Annotated in this window: 10 protein-coding genes; 4 read left to right on the top strand and 6 right to left on the bottom strand. The window is 68.7% G+C overall.

The features are described from left to right. The first annotated feature begins 70 nt into the window (after positions 1-70). The gene (locus IFJ75_RS05280; RefSeq protein ID WP_207931585.1) at positions 71-1,207 is read left to right on the top strand and encodes an SGNH/GDSL hydrolase family protein; all 1,137 of its coding nucleotides are present in this window, start codon (positions 71-73) and stop codon (positions 1,205-1,207) included. A gap of 427 nt (positions 1,208-1,634) precedes the next feature. Here the strand turns inward: IFJ75_RS05280 and IFJ75_RS05275 are convergent, their stop codons facing one another. The 3 genes from IFJ75_RS05275 to kdgD form a co-directional block, all read right to left on the bottom strand. After that, on the bottom strand, positions 1,635-3,215 hold the full coding sequence (locus IFJ75_RS05275) for a carboxylesterase/lipase family protein (protein ID WP_207931584.1): 1,581 nt from the start codon (positions 3,213-3,215) through the stop codon (positions 1,635-1,637). 11 nt (positions 3,216-3,226) lie between these two features. After that, positions 3,227-4,120 (bottom strand): LysR substrate-binding domain-containing protein, encoded by an 894-nt coding sequence (locus tag IFJ75_RS05270; protein WP_207931583.1) that lies wholly within the window; start codon positions 4,118-4,120, stop codon positions 3,227-3,229. Between the two features lie 70 nt (positions 4,121-4,190). Next, a complete protein-coding gene (gene kdgD, locus IFJ75_RS05265) occupies positions 4,191-5,111 on the bottom strand; it encodes a 5-dehydro-4-deoxyglucarate dehydratase (RefSeq protein ID WP_225897006.1) in 921 nt (306 codons plus the stop codon). Between the two features lie 281 nt (positions 5,112-5,392). Here kdgD and IFJ75_RS05260 point away from each other — a divergent pair, with 281 nt between their 5' ends. Then, entirely contained in the window at positions 5,393-6,835 is a 1,443-nt protein-coding gene (locus tag IFJ75_RS05260; RefSeq protein WP_207931581.1) for an aldehyde dehydrogenase family protein, read from the top strand. On the opposite strand, the gene IFJ75_RS05255 is transcribed toward IFJ75_RS05260, so the two are convergent. The 3 genes from IFJ75_RS05255 to IFJ75_RS05245 all read right to left on the bottom strand — a co-directional run bounded on the left by IFJ75_RS05255 (position 6,832) and on the right by IFJ75_RS05245 (position 12,839). Continuing rightward, positions 6,832-8,193, bottom strand: a complete 1,362-nt coding sequence (locus IFJ75_RS05255) for a hypothetical protein (RefSeq protein ID WP_207931580.1) — start codon at positions 8,191-8,193, stop codon at positions 6,832-6,834. The genes IFJ75_RS05260 and IFJ75_RS05255 overlap by 4 nt on opposite strands. A 97-nt stretch (positions 8,194-8,290) precedes the next feature. Next, on the bottom strand, positions 8,291-11,437 hold the full coding sequence (locus tag IFJ75_RS05250) for a TonB-dependent receptor domain-containing protein (protein ID WP_207931579.1): 3,147 nt from the start codon (positions 11,435-11,437) through the stop codon (positions 8,291-8,293). A gap of 43 nt (positions 11,438-11,480) precedes the next feature. Then, the gene (locus IFJ75_RS05245; RefSeq protein WP_318781071.1) at positions 11,481-12,839 is read right to left on the bottom strand and encodes a dicarboxylate/amino acid:cation symporter; all 1,359 of its coding nucleotides are present in this window, start codon (positions 12,837-12,839) and stop codon (positions 11,481-11,483) included. Positions 12,840-13,073: 234 nt separating this feature from the next. Here IFJ75_RS05245 and IFJ75_RS05240 point away from each other — a divergent pair, with 234 nt between their 5' ends. Both IFJ75_RS05240 and IFJ75_RS05235 read left to right on the top strand, forming a co-directional pair. After that, the gene (locus IFJ75_RS05240; protein WP_207931578.1) at positions 13,074-14,915 is read left to right on the top strand and encodes a sensor histidine kinase; all 1,842 of its coding nucleotides are present in this window, start codon (positions 13,074-13,076) and stop codon (positions 14,913-14,915) included. Continuing rightward, positions 14,915-16,267 carry a sigma-54-dependent transcriptional regulator gene (locus tag IFJ75_RS05235; protein WP_207931577.1) on the top strand — a complete coding sequence of 451 codons (1,353 nt, stop codon included), beginning with the start codon at positions 14,915-14,917 and terminating at the stop codon, positions 16,265-16,267. The genes IFJ75_RS05240 and IFJ75_RS05235 overlap by 1 nt, the downstream gene beginning before the upstream one ends. The last annotated feature ends 422 nt before the right edge of the window (positions 16,268-16,689 follow it).

Here is a 16,689-nt window from a genome sequence, read left to right as displayed (position 1 = left end):
TGGCTGTAATCGCTGTCAGCGGGATAATGGTCTCAACCGCCCACGCACAGGAGGCCCCTAGCGCGCCTAAGTGGATCGCCGCCTGGACCTTCCCCCGTCGTCCAACGCCGGCCCCGTGGTCCCGCCCTCCCCGCCCAATCCGAACGACGTCCGCGGCCCCCTCGGCCCCTCGACCGTCGCGAACCAGACGGTCAGCCAGACCACCACCGTCTCGGCCGCCGGCGACCGCCTCCGCATCCGCATGTCCAATATCTACGGCGCGGCCCCCATTCGCGTCGGCGCGGTCAGCGTCGCCGTCGGCGACGGCGCCCCCGTCCCCGTCACCTTCGACGGCGCGAGCGGCCTGATCCTGCCCGCCGGCGCCCCGCGCCTGTCCGACCCGGTCGCCCTGCCGGTCCAGGCGCAGGACCGCCTGACGATCAGCGTCTTCTACCCGGATGAGGCCCGCCTCCCGACCCACCGCCTGCGTCAGGTCCTGACCAACGGCGACACGACGGGTGCCTCCGTTCCCGCCGACGCCCCGCGCCAGCGCCTCGGCGCCCTCGCCACCGCCGTCGAGGTCGAGACCCCCACCCGGGCTTCTGGCCCCACCCGCGTCATCGTGGCTTTCGGCGACTCGATTACCGAGGGCACCGGCTCCCTGCCCTCCGGCCCCGGCGGCTGGCCCGAACGCCTCGCCGAGCGGATGGCGGGCTCCGGCTGGGCCGTGGTCAACGCCGGCATCGGCGGCAACCGCCTGCTGCATCAGGGCTCCGGTCCCTCCGCCCTCGAACGCCTCGACGCCGACGCCCTGGCCGTATCCGGCGCGAAATGCCTGATCCTGCTGGAGGGCATCAACGACATCGGCCGCCCCGCCCGCGCCGAATACGCCCACGAAGCCGTCACCGCCGAGGACATCATCGCCGGCTACCGACAGGTCATCGCCCGCGCCCATGCGGCGGGGCTGAAGGTGGTCGTCTCGACCATCCCGCCCTTCGAGGACGCCAACTATTTCACCGCGTCCGGCGAGGCGATCCGCCAGTCGGTCAACCAGTGGATCCGCACCACGCCCGACATCGACGCCCGCCTCGACTACGACGCCATCCTGCGCGACCCGACCCGACCGACGAAGCTGCGCGCCGAATACCAGAGCGGCGATTGGCTGCACCCGTCCGACGCCGGCTATGCGGCCATGGCGGGGTCGATCCCGCTGGATGTCTGCAATTAGCCTGACCCTCTCCCGGCGGGAGAGGGCTTGAGGTTCGCAGAGCGAAGCGATGCGCAAACCGAAAGGGTGAGGGGCTGGCGCTCACCGGCTGGCGCCAACCCCTCACCCTCCCACTCACTCCGTTCGCGGGCCCCTCCCTCTCCCGCCGGGAGAGGGATCAGATGCGCATATCCTCTCACGCCAACACCCTGATCCGCCGCGCTCTTTTCGGCAGCCGCCCCATTCGGCTCAGCACGCCCCGAACGCGGTCTATAATCCCCGCCTCCGGTCTTTGACATCCGCGCCACGCTTGCACCTGCCGTGCACTCCGAGTGCAAAGCCGATGCTCAGCCTCAGCGCTTCAATTTCAGTCTCTTGAAAGCCGAACCTCCCACCCGACCTTCAGAATTGCACTTTTTGCACTCGCCTTTTTTCGCGTGCAAAAGCCTCAGGTGCCCTGCTTCAGGAAGGGCGCGACCTGGAACAGTTTGCGCTCCTCCGCCCGGGGGTCGTCGACCGACCGCGTTTCGACGTCGAACACCATCGTCGGCCGCGTCTGCAGGTCGTAGGGCTTCCACTCCGGGATGGCCGCGCTGTTCGGATTTCCGGTCCGGGCGAAGGCGATGAAGGTCTCGCTCATCTTCGCGGCCACCGCCCGCGCCTCCGGTCCCGTCCCCGTCTTCGAGGTCGGCTGGTGACAGTTGTCGAAGGCCAGGGCGATGTCGAACGAGTGGTAGGCGCCCAGTTTCGGATCCACCGGCGAGCCAAAGTCCAGCTGGTACATCCAGGTTTTATCCCCCAGCCGCGCCCGCTCCTGCGCCTGGATCAGATGCCCTGGCCGCGATCGGCCGCAGGTCGCGGCGGCGAAGAAGACATCGACCGGCGACATCTGCGGGAACTGGCGGCGATACCAGTCGACCACATACTGGGCGTTCAGATCGACCACGAACTCGGGCGCCAGCTTGGCCGCCACCGTGTCCCAGGTCAGCGAGAAATTCCGCGCATCGCCCGCCGTGAAGGCCCGCGCCTCGTCGTGGGTATTGCCGATGATCATCGGGATGTGGGCGCTCTCGGCCGGGGCGTCGGGCACGAAGGGATGCCGCGGCAGGGTGTCGTGGTCCATCACCGACCAGAAGGTGATGCCGCCCTTCTCGATCGGGTCGTCCATCGACAGGGCCTCGACCAGCTTCGCCGTCGGCACGGCGGCCAGTTCCCCGGCACGCTCCGGCGTCAGGCCCAGACGGTCGAGGAAGACCCGCATTCGCAGCGCCGCGTGCTGGGGCCCCATGGCGGTCACATGCTGGCCACTCATGGTGATGACCTTGTGATAGAGGCCCGCCGCCGAGGGCATGGCCATCAGGGTCACCAGCTTGGCCCCGCCGCCCGACTGGCCGAAGACCATGACATTGCCGGGGTCGCCGCCGAACTCGGCGATATTGTCCCGCACCCAGCGCAGGGCCAGCAGCAGGTCGAGGTTGCCGACGCTGCCCGAGGCCCCATAGGCGCCCCCGCCATGCGGCGACAGAAGCTGGCCTAACCCATTGTATCCAAACACGTTCAAGCGATGGTTCAGGGTCACCACCACCACATCGCCGCGCTTGCACAGGGCCACCCCGTCATACAGCGGGCTCGACCCCGAGCCGTTGGCGTGGGCCCCGCCGTGGACATAGACCATGACCGGCCGCTTCCCGCCGTCGCGAAGCTCGGGCGTCCAGACGTTCAGGAACAGGCAGTCCTCGGACTGGTTGGGCTCTTCCGACTTCTGCGGGCTGGCCGCGCCGTACTCGAGGGCGTCCCTGACCTCCGTCCAGGCCTCGGGCGCCACCGCCGGCTGGAAGCGCCGCGTCGAGGTGTCGGCGCCGTAGCGGACGCCCTTGAACACCTTGATCCCCTGATCGACCGCCCCGCGCACCCGTCCGTGCTTCGTCGTCGCGATCGGCGCCGCCCCTTCCGCCCACCCCGCCCCCGGCAGGCCGGCGACCAGTGCGGCGGTTCCGGCGGTCGCGATCACGGTCCTGCGGGTGGGCATGGTGTGGCTCCTTAGGGGTGCTCCCCTTGCGCCTCGATGAGGGCCAGCAGGGGCTTCAGACTGGGGTTGTCGTTGTCGCGTCGCCAGGCCACGAACAGCTCGACGGGCCGCTCGGGCGAGGTCTCCAGAGGCCGGAACTCGACCCCCTCGAAGTGCAGCTTCGTCGCCGCCTCCGGCACCACCGCCGCCCCGATCCGGGCGTGGACGAGGGCCAGGATGGAGTGGATCTGGGCCATGTGCTGGACGTACTGGGGCGACACCCCGGCCTCGTCGAACATGGCGCTGAGCATGCCGTGGAAGTAGCCGGCGCCCTCGGGCGCATACATGACCATCGGCTGGTCGCCGAAGTCCGACAGGCTGATGACGTCCTTCTCCAGCCGTGGGTCGCCGCTCGGCAGGGCCGCCACCAAGGGCTCGGTCAGGACGCGGACCTTGTCGAACTCGGGCCGGGTCAGGGGCGGCCGCACGAGGCCCAGGTCGATGCGTCCGGTCAGCAGGGCCTCGACCTGCTCGCCCGAGACCAGCTCCCTCAGGGTCAGGTCGACATTGGGCAGCTTCGTCCGCGCCAGGTCCACGAGGTTGGGCAGGAAGCTGTAGCCCGAGGCGGCGGTGAAGCCGACCGCCACCCTCCCGGCATCGCCCGAGGCAATGCGGCGCGTGGCTAGGGCCGCGCTGTCGGCCAGCCGCAGGATCCGCTTGGCCTCGATCAGGAAGGACCGCCCGGCCGGCGTCAGCCGCACAGACCGGCTGGTCCGGTCCAGCAGGACCACGCCTAGGATGCGCTCCAGCAGCTGGACCTGCCGGCTCAGCGGCGGCTGGGTCATGTTGAGACGCTGCGCCGCCCGCCCGAAGTGGAGTTCCTCGGCGACGGCGACGAAGCAGCGCAACTGACTGAGTTCGAACATGTTCATGACCACCTACTGCGTAGGTTGATGGTCTTAGGCCCTCCGGCGGACACCGGACAGAGGCCTGCGACTATCCGTTCGCCGCCAGCCTGGGCGCGGCCGGCTGAACGCCCGCGATCAGGGCCTTGAGCTGGTCCAGCTGGGCCGGGGTCAGGTCGACCAGCGGCGGACGGACCGGACCGGCGGTGCGGCCGATGGCGGTCATGCCCGCCTTCACGATCGAGACCGCATAGCCCTTACCCTGGTCGCGCAGGGCGATGTAGGGCAGGACGAAGTCGCGCAGGCCAGCCATGATGGCGGCATGGTCGCGGGCCCGGACGGCCTTGTAGAAGTCCAGGGCGAAGTCCGGCACGAAGTTGAATATGGCCGAGGAGTAGGTGGTGACGCCCATCTCCAGATAGGCGGGCGCGAAGGTCTCGGCCGTCGGCAGGCCGCCGACGTAGGTCAGGCGATCGCCCATCCGGGCATAGACCTTCATCATCAGTTCGATGTCGCCCACGCCGTCCTTGAAGCCGACGAGGTTGGGGTTGCGGTCGCACAGCTTCTCCAGCGTCTCGGGCTGGAGCACGGCGTTGTCGCGGTTGTAGACGATGACGCCCAGCGAGGTCGCCTTGCAGACCGCCTCGACATGGGCGGCGAGGCCCTCCTGGCCGGGGACCATGAGGTAGTTGGGCAGCAGCAGGACGCCGTCGGCGCCGTTGGCCTCGGCCGACTTCGCCAGCTCGACGGCGATGGCCGTGCCATAGCCGCAGCCCGCGATGACGGGAGTCTTGCCGGCGGTCTCCTCGACCGCGGCCTTGACCACCTTGCCGACCTCTTCGGGGGTCAGGGAGAAGAACTCGCCCGTGCCGCCGGCGGCGAACAGGCCGGCCAGCTCGTACTGGAGCATCCAGGCGCAGTGCTCGCGGTAGTCGGTCTCGACGAACTGGTGGGCGGTGTCGAAGTGGGTGACGGGGAAGGACAGCAGGCCGCCGCCGATCGTCGCGGCCATCTCCGCTGGGGTCATCCTGGACATAGAGTTCCTCACTGAAGCGGCCACGCCGCACGGCGCTGTCATCGCGCCCTGAGGAGAACGGTACTTGGCCCTTCGATGCGGGTCTAAGCCAAAGCGGCTATCGACCGATGCGGGTTTTGGCTTGATCAAGCCCGAACGCGGCTCCGCGAGCGCGGATCGATGCGCCGGGGCTCTCGATCCATGCCCCATTCAGTGTCGGCGCGCGGGCCTCCCGGGACTACACCGCGCATCAACCAGACACGACAGGGACCCGCGCCATGACCGACACCCTCCAGCTCTCCCACCTGATCGACGGCGAACGCGTGGAGACGGCCCGGCCGGGCGAGAGCCACAACCCGTCCAACACCAACGACATCGTCGCCCGGACGCCCGACGGCGGTCAGGCCGAGGTCGACGCCGCCGTGGCCGCCGCCAGGGCCGCCTTTCCGTCCTGGTCCGAGGCCAGCCCCGAAGTCCGCGCCGATGTGCTGGACCGCGCCGGGACGCTCGTCATGGAGCGCCGCGAACAGCTCGGTCGCCTGCTGTCGCGCGAGGAAGGCAAGACCCTGCCCGAGGGCATCGGCGAGACCGTCCGCGCGGGCCGCATCCTCAAGTACTTCGCCGGCGAGGCCCTGCGCCGCCACGGCCAGAACCTCGACAGCGTCCGCCCGGGCGTGGAGATCCAGACCTATCGTCAGGCCGTCGGCGTCTATGGCCTGATCACCCCCTGGAACTTCCCCATCGCCATCCCGGCGTGGAAGGCCGCCCCTGCCCTCGCCTTCGGCAACACGGTGGTGATGAAGCCCGCCGGCCCGACGCCCGCGACGGCCAGCGCCCTCGCCGACATCCTCGTCGAGGCCGGCCTGCCCAAGGGCGTCTTCAACCTAGTCATCGGCCGCGGCGGCGTGGGTCAGGCGATCGTCGACCATCCGGACGTGGACGGCGTCTCCTTCACGGGCTCGCAAGGCGTCGGCGCGGGCGTCGCGGCGGGCGCGGTCGCGCGTCAGGCCCGGGTCCAGCTGGAGATGGGCGGCAAGAACCCCCTGATCGTCCTCGATGACGCCGACCTGGAGCGGGCGGTCATGATCGCTCTGGACGGCTCCTACTACGCCACCGGCCAGCGTTGCACGGCCTCCAGCCGCCTGATCGTCACCGACGCCATCCACGACAAGTTCGTCGCCCTGCTGGCCGAGAAGGTCGCGGCCCTCCGCGTCGGCGACGCCCTCGATCCCAACACCCAGATGGGCCCGGCGGTCTCCGAGGCCCAGATGGAGACGAGCTACAAGTACATCGACATCGCCCGTCAGGGCGGCGGCCGCATCGTCACCGGCGGCGAGCGCCTGAGCCTCGAGAACCCGGGCTGGTACGTGCAACCGACCCTGATCGCCGACACCGATCCGGCCATGCGGATCAACACCGAGGAGGTCTTCGGTCCGGTCGCCTCGACCATCCGCGTCAAGGACTATGAGGAGGCGCTGAACGTCGCCAACACGACCGAGTTCGGCCTCGCGGCGGGCATCGTCACCACCTCGCTCAAGCACGCCCGCGACTTCCAGCGCCGGGCGAAGGCGGGCATGACCATGGTCAATCTGCCGACCGCGGGCGTCGACTACCACGTCCCCTTCGGCGGCACGAAGTCGTCCAGCTATGGCGCCCGCGAACAGGGCTTCGCGGCCATCGAGTTCTACACCCAGACCAAGACCAGCTACAGCTGGTCCTAGCGGCTCGTCAGGGTCGGGACGAAGCCGACATCGAACTTGCAGGGCTCGCCATAGGCCGCCGCATGGGTCTCGCAGGCCGCGGCGACCGAGGCGGGCGTGGGCTTCTCGCCCTTGTCGATCCAGGCCATCAGGGCGTCCAGCATCCCGGCATACTCCGGGGTGCTCAGCTTCGAATGGGTGTCCTCGTCGGTGAAGGTCTGGACCAGCAGGTCCGACCGTCCGGCCGCCGCCACGATGTCGCGATAGACGGCGTCCACGCTGACGAAGACCGTCGGGTCCTTCTTGCCGTGGATGCTCAGGGTCGGCAGCATGATCTGGCCGGTCAGGTCGGCGTCATAGGCCAGACGCGCCACCCCCTCCGGATCGGCCGCGAACCGCTCGACGCCCGCGTTCAGGGCTGCGTCGTCGTCCGAGCCTGAGTAGACCGTGCCGATGTTGGAGAAGGGGTTGTGGCCGTCCAGCCGCCTCTGGACCATGTCCTGGAACAGCCCCGTCGCCCAGTTCAGATGGGACACCAGCTCGTCCTCGCGGATGCCGATGACGCTCAGGATGTTCTTGAGGTTGCGGGCCTGTTGCGGCGTGCGCTGGTCGGCGGGCTTCGACACGCCCGTGCACTCATCCACCCGCTCGGTCAGCTGGGCGCGGGTCATCCGGGCGTCGGCGGGCAGGCCCTGCCACACCGGGTACTGGACCTCGTCCGCGCGCGGGTGGTTGCGGCAGTAGAACTGGTAGACCGCCCTCAGGTCCGAGCGGAACACATAGCCGCGCGTGCCCCCCGCCACGAGTCCGGCCGACAGCAGGACGCCGTCGTAGTTGCGCTGACCATTGCCGTCGACGGCGTAGAGCTCACTGACCTTGGCCGCGACATTGCCGCCCCAGGACTGGCCGTGGACGATGGTCCGGCGCGGCTTGCCGAAACGGTCCCAGAAGATGCGACGCAGGATGTCGGTGTCCTCGGCCGCCATCCGCACCCCATAGCCGCCGCGGCGATAGGTCGAGCCGGCCCAGGCATAGCCCTCGCGGACCATGACCGAGAACCGCTGCAGGTCGTCGATCTCGTCGTCGATGTTGGGGGTGGTGGTGCGCGGTCCGCCGTGGCTGTGGACGACGAGGACCTGGTTCCAGTTCGCCGGGATGGCGATCCAGTAGAAGGCCCCCTCCTCCGACCGGCCGGTGTAGCATTTCGTCCCGGCGGGTATGCCCTCCGGACAGGTCGCATCGGCCGGGATCGGCGAGACGACGGCCGCCTCAGGCGCCGGCGGTGTCTGGGCCGAGCCGGAGGTCGCACAGGCGGCGAGCCCGGCTCCGACAGCCAGTGCGGCGAGCATCGAACGACCGGCGGCGACCCAGGAACTCATGAGAGGCTCACTTCAGAAGACAAGGTCCGGGGCGGCGCCGAAACACCGCCCCGGCAAGGAGAAGAACCCTCTTTGGAGGGCGCTTCGGGGAGACGGATCAGAACGTCTTGGTGACGCTCATGTACCAGTAGCGGCCGTAGGGCTGGTACAGCGAGCCCAGATAGCCGGACGACGACAGCGGCGGCGCCTCATTGGTGATGTTGCGCACCCCGGCCCGCAGGCGGGTGTTGTTGGCGATGCCGAAGTGGTCCTCGAACTCGTACTGGCCGTACAGGTTGCCGGTCAGGCGGCTCTCGACCTCCCACGGATTGCCCGAGGTCCCGATGAAGGCGGTGTCGTCCACGGCGCTGATGTACTGGGTGAAGACCCCGACCTGCCACGGGCCGTTGGCCCAGGTGACCGTGCCCGAGACCTTCCACTCCGGACGGCCGTTCTGGGCCAGCAGGCTGGAGGAGTCCGGCAGGGGCGTGGCGGCGTTGATCGTGCCGGCGGCGCGGGCGGCGAACAGGGCGTCGATCTGCGGGCCGGGCTCACGGCTGAACTTGGTCAGCTTGGCCGCATTGATGTTGACCCGGAAGTTGCCGACCGGGGTGTTGCGCAGACGCCAGACGATGCCGAAGTCGATGCCCTGGACGTCCTGCGGCAGCAGGTTCACGAACTTGTCCGACACCGAGATGATCTGGCCGACCGGGGCGATGCCCGTACCGGCGAACAGGGCGATGTCATCGGCATTGGGCGCGGCGCGAACCACCAGCGGGTTGGACGAGCCGGTGACGCGGTCGAGGTAGTCCTGAACCGTGGCGGCGGAGCCGCCGAACAGGCCGACGATCTTCTCCTGCTGGATCCGCCACTTGTCGACCGTGAAGGTCCAGTCGCCCAGGCTCTCGGGCAGGAACTTCGGCTGGAAGACGATGCCGTACGACGAGTTGGTGCTCTCCTCCGGCTTCAGGTCCGGGTTGCCCGAGACCAGCAGCGAGTAACCGATCGAGCGGGCGCAGGCGCCGAAGGTGGCGATGCGGCCGGCGCGCAGGTCGGCCTCGCAGCGGATGAAGTCGTTGTTGGTCGCCAGACGGCCGTAGGTGGTGGCGTTGGTCTGTTCCAGGTTCGGGGCGCGGAAGCCTTCCGAATAGGAGCCGCGCAGGCGCAGGCCGTCGAAGATGTCCCAGGCGACGGCGATCTTGGGCTTGGCCACGCTGCCGAAGTCCGAATAGTGCTCGGCCCGGCCGGCGATCTGCAGGTCCAGCTTGTGGACCAGAGGGATGTTCATCTCCGGCGAGACGACCGGCACGGCGAACTCGATATAGGCGGCCGAGACCGTCCGTTCGCCGTGGGTGTCCGGGTTGGGGCTGACCGAGATGACGTTGGACAGGTTGGTCGCGCCGGTGACCGAGTCGACGAAGACATTGGTGCCGTCGACGTTCGGATCGCGGTCGTCGTTCTGGGTCTCCTTGCGGGCCTCGACGCCGAAGGCCATGCCGAGATCGCCGGCCCAGAGGTGCAGCAGGTCGCCCTTGGAGACCTTGAAGTCGACCATGGCCAGGGTCGTCTTGGACACCCGCTTCAGATCGAAGGTGATGGCGTCGATGGCCGCCTGCGAGCTGGCCGTGCAGTCGCCGACGCTGGTGTTGTCCAGGCAGCCGCCGTTGAACGGGTTGTAGGCGTCGGGCGTCGACAGGGCCAGCTGGGCCTGCAGCTTGGTGGCGTTGACGGCGGTCGAGCTATCGGTGGCCTCGGCTTCCGAATAGGTCAGCGCCGTCTCCCAGTCGAAGCCACGGAACTCGCCGCGCAGACCGGCCAGGGCGCGGGCCTGATAGTTGTCGACGCTGACCTTCTGCATGCCCGCATCGACGAAGCGGTACTGGTTCAGGGTGACCGCCAGACCCTGCACCGGGACATTGGTCAGGCCCGACAGTCGGTTCGGGTTGGTCTGGCCGTTGGCGAAGGTGACCGGGCCGAACGGGTTCCAGTAGTTGGTCGTCGGGATGGTCAGGGTGTTGAGGTTGATCAGCGCCGGCTGCAGACGCTTGGTCTCGGCCTGATACCAGCCCAGCTCCCCGAAGGCCGTGACATTGTCGTTGAGGTCGTAGTGGCCGGTGAAGAACAGGTTCAGGCGCTGGACCTCGGGCGTGATCGTCGTGCCCGTCGCGGTGTCATAGCGCAGGTCGCGCTGGACGCCATTGAAGCTGAGCGCCGCCTGACCGATGCAGATGCCGGTCTGGCTCAGGTTGGCCTGACAACCCGTGATGGTGGTCGGCTGGATGTGGAACACCCCCGCCGCGCTGGTCAGGGGCGTGGTGCCGCGCCGGATGATGCCGGGGCCGTTGATGACCGCCAGATTGGCCCAGGGACCACGCGTGTTGCGGGCGTCCGGCGTCAGGCTGGAGGCGAAGTCGGGATAGTCCTCGAACAGGAAGCGCAGGTTGTCCGAGCGGGTGAACTGCTGGTCGTCGGCCTGGAGCGCGGTGCGGTCGGTGAAGTCGATGAAGGCCGAGACATTGCCCCGGTCGAAGTCCTTGCCCGCGAACAGGCCGATGCTGAGCTCACGCAGATGGGTGTTCTCGGCGCCGCCGTACTGGGTGGTGAAGCGCAAGCCGTCGAAGTCGTCCTGGGTGACGGTGTTGACCACGCCCGCCACCGCGTCGGCGCCGTAGATGGCGGCCGCGCCGTCCAGCAGGACTTCCAGACGCTCCAGCCCCGAGACCGGAATGGCGTTGGAGTTGTAGCTGAGCACCGGCACCGTGCCGGTGTCGGACGTGCCCTGACTGGTCGGGTGGGAGACGATGCGGCGTCCGTTCAGCAGCACCAGGGTGTTGCCGACGCCGAGCGAGCGCAGGTTGACCGAGTTGACGTCGCCGCGGGCCGCGTTCGAGGTCTGGGCGTTGTTGGCGGCGCTGAACAGGACGTCGCCCATCTGCGGGATGGTGCGCAGCAGGTCGTCGCCGGTAACGGCGCCGGTGGCGGCGATCTGGTCCTGCCCCAGCACCGTGACCGGCAGGGCGGCGGTGACGTCGGCGCCGCGGATCTGGGAGCCGACCACGACGATGTCGTCGACGCTGGCGGCGGGATCGCCCTCCTCCTGCGCCTCCTCGACGATGGCCTGGGTCGCGGGCGAAGCGGCGGGCGCCGGCTGGGGCGCGGGCTGTTGCGGCGCTTGCGGGGCCGTCTGGGCCATCGAAGCGCCGGCGATCGCCAGCAGGGCCGTGGCGGCGGTGGTCGCCAGCATGGCGGTCTTGATCTTGATCATTGTTGTCCTCCCTCGTGTCGTTTTTTGTTGTCTTGTCTGTGTGTTAGTCGGCGGTAACGAGCGCATCGTCCCCCGGCCCGGCGGCGGGATCGGGTTGTGCGGCGAGTGGTTGGGGGTGGCCGTCGAGAGCGGCCTTGAGGGCGTCGCGGTCGAGCTGGTTCTCCCAGCGGGCCACCACCAGTGTGGCCACGGCGTTGCCGATGAAGTTGGTCAGGGCCCGGCATTCGCTCATGAACCGGTCGACGCCCAGGATCAGGGCCATGCCCGCGATCGGCACGCTGGGGACGACGGCGAGCGTCGCGGCCAGGGTGATGAAGCCGGCCCCGGTGATGCCCGCCGCCCCCTTGGAAGACAGCATGGCCACGGCCAGCAGCAGGATCTGCTGCTCGAGGCTGAGGTGGATGCCGAGCGCCTGGGCGATGAACAGGGCCGCCATCGTCATATAGATGTTGGTGCCGTCCAGATTGAACGAATAGCCCGTCGGCACGACCAGACCGACCACCGACTTGGCGGCCCCGGCCCGTTCCATCTTCTCCAGCAGGCTGGGAAGCGCGGCCTCCGACGAGGAGGTGCCCAGCACCAGCAGCAGCTCTTCCTTCAGATAGCGGATCAGCTTGAGGATATTGAAGCCGTTGGCGATCCCGACCAGCCCCAGAATGCCGACCACGAACAGGATGGCGGTCAGATAGAAGGTCGCCACGAGAGCCGCGAGGTTGGCGATCGAGCCGATGCCATAGGCGCCGATGGTGAAGGCGAAGGCCCCGAAGGCCCCGATGGGCGCGGCCTTCATCAGGATGGCGACCAGTTTGAAGAAGGCCGCCGAAATGGACTCAAGGAAGGTCAGCACCGGCTTGCCGACGTCGCCGATCAAGGCCAGGGCGACGCCGAACAGGATCGAGACGAACAGCACCTGCAGGATGTTGCCGGTCGAGAAGGCGCTGACCACGGTGTCGGGGATGATCCCCATCAGGAAGCCCTGGATGGTCGTCTCATGCGCGGCCGACGAATACTGGGCCACCGCCCCGGCGTTCAGGGTCGAGGGGTCGATGTTCAGCCCCCGTCCCGGCTGGACGACATTGGCCACGATCAGGCCGAGGATCAGCGCCAGCGTCGAGAAGACCAGGAAATAGGCAAAGGCCTTGGCCGCCACCCGTCCGACCCTGCCCAGATCCCGCATCCCGGCGATGCCGGTGACGATGGTCAGGAAGATCACCGGGGCGATGACCATCTTCACCAGCTTGATGAAGGCGTCGCCCAGCGGCTTCAGCGACTTGCCGAACTCCGGCCAGAAATGCCCGATCACCGCCCCCAGCACGATCGCCGTCAGCACCTGGAAATACAGGTGGGCGTAGAAGGGCTTCTTCACAGCCGGAGCGGCCGCGGTCTGGGTGATCGGTTGCAACGCCTGTTCCTCTTGGCGGACACGGTCCGCGAAACTCCCGGGACACGATCTTCGAGTCGTGTTTCCAGCCTTATTCTGGCCTCAGGCGCGGCGAACGTGAAACCACATCGACAAAAAACATATATACTTGATTATGCTTAACTAAATGCCATTTCAGGAACGATCTGGCAGCCTGAAATGCGAAATTCCGCCGCGACATCTAGGCAAAACGTGCGGATAATCGCACACTAAGCCATGGCCTTCAGCGACCTGCAGCCCCGATTATCGACAGTCCTTCGACCGACGGAGCGGCCGTGGATCGGGCTGGCGGTCGTCTGGCTGGTGCTCGCGGTCGGGGCGGCGCTGATCGCGGGCGAGCTGGCGCGTCGGCAGGCCGAGGGCGATCTGGCGCGGCAGGCCCAAGCCGGCGCGGCCCTGCACGCGGCGGTGCTGCGCAGCGAGCTGGAAAAGCACCGCTCCCTGCCCCTCGTCCTGGCCCAGGACCCGGAGGCCGTCGCGCTTCTGACCGATCCCGGCCCCGCGCGCACCGATCAGGTGGATCGCAAGCTGGAGCGGCTGGCCGAGCAGACGCGGGCCGCGGCCATCTATCTGCTCGACGCGAAGGGGGTGGCGCGCGCGGCCAGCAACTGGCGGCTGCCAACCAGCTTCGTCGGCGAGGACTACAGCTTCCGACCCTATTTCACCCGCGCCATGCAGACCGGCGACGCCGAGTTCTTCGCCCTGGGCACCGTCAGCGGACGGCCCGGCCTCTATCTGGCGCGGCGCATGGCCGACGCGGACGGACGCGTCGTCGGGGTCGCGGTCGTGAAGGTCGAGTTCGACGCGCTCGAGGCCGACTGGCGCGGTTCGGGCGAGCCCGCCTATGTCGCCGATCCCTCGGGCGTGATCCTGATCACCAGCGTGCCTGACTGGCGCTTCCGCACGGTCGCGCCGATGAGCGACGCCCAGAGGCGGCAGGTCCTGACCGGCCAGACCCTGGGCCACGACGCCCTCGCCCCCCTGCCCTTCCGCACGGCGGATGCGCGCCCCGCTCTCGTCACCGCCGCCGTGGACGGGCCGCCCGAAAGCTGGATAGCGGCCTCGGCCGATACGGCGACGCCGGGGTGGACCCTGCATCTGCTGTCGCCGGCGGGGACGGCCATTCTGGTGGCGGTCTCCAACGCCCGTGCGGTGGCCCTGCTGGCGGTGACCCTGCTGATGGGGGCCGTGGGCGTCCTGCTGCGCCGCCGCCAGCTGGCCGAGGCCCAGATGCGCGCCGAGGAGGCCGCCCGCGCCGATCTGGAGCGTCGCATCGACGAACGCACCGTCGAACTGCGCGCCGCCAATGACGAGCTGAACCGCCAGATCGACGAACGCCGCGCCGCCGAGGCCGGCCGCGAAATGCTGCGCGAGGAGCTGGTCCAGGCCAACAAGCTGGCGACCCTGGGTCAGATCGCCGCCGGGGTGGCGCATGAGATCAACCAGCCGGTCGCCGCCATCCGCACCAGCGCCGAGACGGTGCTGGCCTATCTGAAGCGCGACGACGGTGAAGGCGTCACCCGCACCGCCAACCGCATCGCCGAGCTGACGGCGCGGATCGGATCGATCACCGACGAGCTGCGCGCCTTCTCGAGGAAGACGACGTCGCGCCCATCGGCCGTCAGTCCTGACGAGGCCATCGACGGGGCGCTGGTCCTTCTGACCGGGCGGCTGCGCGCCAGCCGGATCGCGGTGACCCGGGCCAAGGCGCCGTCGCTGAAGGTGCTGGCCGACCGGGTCCGGCTGGAGCAGGTGATCCTGAACCTCGTGCAGAACGCCGTCGAAGCCCTGGACGAGGCCGGTGTCGCCGAGCCCCGACTGAGCCTGTCGGTCGCGGCCACCGGCGATGGCGTCGAGATCGTCATCGCCGACAATGGCCCGGGCCTGTCGGACGAGATCGCCGGCGCCCTCTTCACCCCCTTCGTCACGACCAAGGCGACAGGACTGGGCCTCGGCCTCGTCATCTGCCGCGACATCGTGGCCAGCTTCGGCGGGGAGCTGAACACCCGCCCGTCCGATGCGGGCGCTGTGTTCGTGATTTCGTTGAAGGCCGCCTGATGGATTTCGCCCAACCCAAGGCCGTTGCCCTGGTCGACGACGACGACGACTTCCGCGAGGCCCTGTCCGAACGGCTGACGCTGGAGGGTTTCGAGGTCTCGGCCTACCCCTCCGCCGAAGCCGCGCTGAAGGCGGTGGACGCCGGCTTCGCGGGCGTAGTGGTCAGCGACCTGCGCATGCCCGGTCTGGACGGTCGCCAGTTGCTGGCCCGGCTGCAGGCGATCGACGAGGGGCTGCCGGTCCTGATGATTACCGGCCACGGCGACATCGCCGATGCGGTCGAGGCCCTGAGGCACGGCGCCTATGACTTCGTGGCCAAGCCCTTCGCCTTCGAGCGACTGCTGGACAGCCTGAACCGGGCGCTGGAGAAGCGGGCCCTGGTGCTGGACAACCGGCGGCTGGCGGCGGCCCAGAGCGACGCCGGGCTGGAACTGCCCCTGCTGGGGTCAAGCGAGACCATGGCGCGGCTGCGGGCCACCATCGCCCAACTGGCGGACGCCCGGCTGGACGTCCTGATCGAGGGCGAGACCGGGGTCGGCAAAGAGGTCGTCGCCCGGGCCCTGCACAACGGCGGACGGCGACGCATCCACCCGTTCGTCGCGGTCAACTGCGGCGCCCTGCCCGAGGGGCTGATCGAGAGCGAGCTGTTCGGGCATGAGCCCGGCGCCTTCCCCGGCGCGACCCGGCGGCGTATCGGCCATATCGAACAGAGCCATCGCGGCACCCTGTTCCTAGACGAGATCGAAAGCATGCCGACGGCCGTGCAGGTCAAGCTGCTGCGGGTCATCGAGGAGCGGGAGGTGCAGCCGATCGGCGGGGCGGCTAAGACCCTGGACCTGCGCATCCTGGCCTCGTCCAAGATCGATCTGGAAGACGCCATCCGGGCCGGCGCCTTCCGCGAGGACCTCTACTACCGGCTGAACGTCGTGAAGCTGAGGGTCGCGCCCTTGCGCGAGCGCCGCGAGGACATGCCCCTGCTGTTCGCCCACTTCCTGCGGCGGGCGGCGGCGCGCGAGGACCGGTCCGCGCCCGGACTGACGGCGGCGGTCAGGCGGCATCTGCTGGAGCACGACTGGCCGGGCAACGTCCGCGAACTGGTCCATTTCGCCGAACGGGTGGCGGCGGGCCTGACCGATCCCGGCGGGGTCGGGGTCGTCGAGGAGGAGGCCGGCGGCCTGACCGAACGCGTCGCCCGCTATGAGGCCGAACTGATCCGCGAGACCCTGGAGCGCTGCGACGGCGACGTCACCGCCGTTACCGAGGCCCTGCGCCTGCCGAGGAAGACGCTGTACGACAAGCTGCAGAAACACGGGCTGAAGCCGGCGGACTTCCGGCGGCGGCGCGAGGGGTAAAGGGGGCTTCGCTACGCCCCTCCCCGCCGTTCGTCCCGGCGAAGGCCGGGATCCAGATTCACATGCGGTGTTTGAAGTTTCGCACGATCGGCGCCCTTGCGGCGGACCCGGTGTTTGCATCTGGATCCCGACTTTCGTCGGGATGAGCGGTGAAAGGGTTGAGGGCCAGACGCTGCTCGGTTTCTCGCGCCCGCCAGAAGGACAATTCCGTTCGGCATGCATTTTTTTACCCAAGGCACAAGCCAAGGCGATGATTCTTCGCTATAGGAGCCGGATGGTCTGTCACTCGACGCAATTTCGCCGCCTGCCGCTTCGGCTTGACGCGCGACTTATCGGCAGCCGCCGCGCCTGATCTGCGCCCGGCGGCTCTACCCGCGCCGTAACCTGTCCAGACCACTTCCAATATGAGGAGACGCGCCCCG

This window comes from Brevundimonas goettingensis (assembly GCF_017487405.1).
GTDB classification, from domain to species: Bacteria; Pseudomonadota; Alphaproteobacteria; order Caulobacterales; family Caulobacteraceae; genus Brevundimonas; species Brevundimonas goettingensis.
The sequence above is the reverse complement of the archived record's forward strand: the minus strand, read 5'-3'. Positions and strand labels throughout refer to the sequence as shown.

What these genes read in the sequence shown, in the direction of transcription:
- kdgD (WP_225897006.1), bottom strand. Translation starts at nt 5,111, where the DNA reads ATGGCCGCGACGATCGGCGGCGGCCTGCTGTCCTTCCCCGTCACCCAC.
- IFJ75_RS05240 (WP_207931578.1), top strand. Translation starts at nt 13,074, where the DNA reads ATGGCCTTCAGCGACCTGCAGCCCCGATTATCGACAGTCCTTCGACCG.
- IFJ75_RS05250 (WP_207931579.1), bottom strand. Translation starts at nt 11,437, where the DNA reads ATGATCAAGATCAAGACCGCCATGCTGGCGACCACCGCCGCCACGGCC.
- IFJ75_RS05270 (WP_207931583.1), bottom strand. Translation starts at nt 4,120, where the DNA reads ATGTTCGAACTCAGTCAGTTGCGCTGCTTCGTCGCCGTCGCCGAGGAA.
- IFJ75_RS05260 (WP_207931581.1), top strand. Translation starts at nt 5,393, where the DNA reads ATGACCGACACCCTCCAGCTCTCCCACCTGATCGACGGCGAACGCGTG.
- IFJ75_RS05235 (WP_207931577.1), top strand. Translation starts at nt 14,915, where the DNA reads ATGGATTTCGCCCAACCCAAGGCCGTTGCCCTGGTCGACGACGACGAC.
- IFJ75_RS05275 (WP_207931584.1), bottom strand. Translation starts at nt 3,215, where the DNA reads ATGCCCACCCGCAGGACCGTGATCGCGACCGCCGGAACCGCCGCACTG.
- IFJ75_RS05255 (WP_207931580.1), bottom strand. Translation starts at nt 8,193, where the DNA reads ATGAGTTCCTGGGTCGCCGCCGGTCGTTCGATGCTCGCCGCACTGGCT.